Raw genomic sequence first — 1,309 nt, forward strand, 5'->3', positions numbered from 1 at the left:
TGGGGTTGACCCGTTTTGACGGACAGGGTCGGTGAGGTGTGGTCAGGCTACCTGGTCCACTGGGTGGTGTCGGATTGCTTCGTAGGTGGCGGGGCTGAGGTAGCCGAGGCTGGAGTGCAGGCGGCGGGTGTTGTACCAGCCCTCGATGTATTCGAAGATCGCTTTGTGCGCCATGGTTCTGGTGGGCCAGGGCCGTCGGTCGAGCAGCTCGGTCTTGATGGTGGCGAAGAACGACTCCGCGACGGCGTTGTCCCAGCACTGGCCCTTGCGGCCGACCGACAGCCGCACGTCCAGGTCCTCGGCGAGGGCGCCGAACCGGCGGGAGGTGTATTGGCAGCCGCGGTCGGCGTGGAAGATCACTCCGGGTTCGGGGCGGCGGTGTCGCACGGCGTTGTCCAACGCCTGGGCGACCAGGTCGGTGCGCAGATGATCGGCTGTGGCCCAGCCGACCACGCGGCGTGAGGCGATGTCGATCACGGTGGCCAGGTAGAGCCACCCTTCCCAGGTGTGGATGTAGGTGATGTCGCCGCACCACCGGGTGTCGACATCCGTTGCGGCGCAGGTGAAGTCGCGTCGGATCAGGTCCGGTGGGACGGTCGCGGCGGGGTCGGGGACGGTGGTGGTGCGCCACCGTTTCGGCGTGCGACCCGCCCGTCCGGCCTGCCGCAGCAGCCGGGCGACGCGCTTGCGGGAATGGCGCCGGCCTCGGGTCCGTAGTTCGGCGTGCACCCGCGGTGCTCCGTAGGTGCCCTTCGACTCGTCGTGGATGGCGACGATCTGTTCGGTCAGGTGCGCGTCCTGTCGTCGACGGGCGGAGGGTGCGGCGGCGCGGTGGGCGTAGTAGGCGGCTCGGGAGACCTGGAGCAGCGTGCACGCCCGGTGGACGTTGCCGCCGCGCGACTTCTCCGCCTCGATGAACGGATAGAGGTTCACCGGGTCTCGTTCGCGAAGAAAGCCGTGGCGCGCTTGAGGATTTCCACGTCCTCGGCCAGGCGGCGGTTCTCCCGCCGCAACCGGACCAACTCCTCTCGCTCGTCGGTGGTCAGCCCGTCGGTGCGGGTGCCGGTGTCGCGCTCGGCCTGCACCACCCACTGCCGCACTGCGGTCTCGGTCAGGTCGAAGTCCTTTGCGACCTGCCCTACCGACCGGTCACCCCGCGAGCACAGTTCCACGATCTCGGCCTTGAACTCCGGGGTGAACGACCGGCGAGGCCGCCGCTTCTTCCTGCCCATGGGCTCCATGATGGGACATCCTTCCGGGGGCACGCGCCCCCTGATCTCAGATGTCCGTCAAAACGGGTCAGGCCCAG

General features: G+C 68.7%; 2 protein-coding genes. Both read right to left on the minus strand.

The window, feature by feature from the left end:
- Positions 1-42: 42 nt before the first annotated feature.
- Positions 43-933 carry an IS3 family transposase gene (locus AB0G02_RS40705; RefSeq protein ID WP_360806036.1) on the minus strand — a complete coding sequence of 297 codons (891 nt, stop codon included), beginning with the start codon at positions 931-933 and terminating at the stop codon, positions 43-45.
- Positions 930-1,232, minus strand: a complete 303-nt coding sequence (locus AB0G02_RS40710) for a transposase (protein WP_360806039.1) — start codon at positions 1,230-1,232, stop codon at positions 930-932. The genes AB0G02_RS40705 and AB0G02_RS40710 overlap by 4 nt, the downstream gene beginning before the upstream one ends.
- Positions 1,233-1,309 lie beyond the last annotated feature (77 nt).

Source organism: Actinosynnema sp. NPDC023658, assembly GCF_040639995.1.
GTDB lineage: Bacteria > Actinomycetota > Actinomycetes > Mycobacteriales > Pseudonocardiaceae > Actinosynnema.

Coding starts and splice junctions, on each gene's coding strand:
- AB0G02_RS40710 (WP_360806039.1), bottom strand. CDS start 1,232: ATGGGCAGGAAGAAGCGGCGGCCTCGCCGGTCGTTCACCCCGGAGTTC.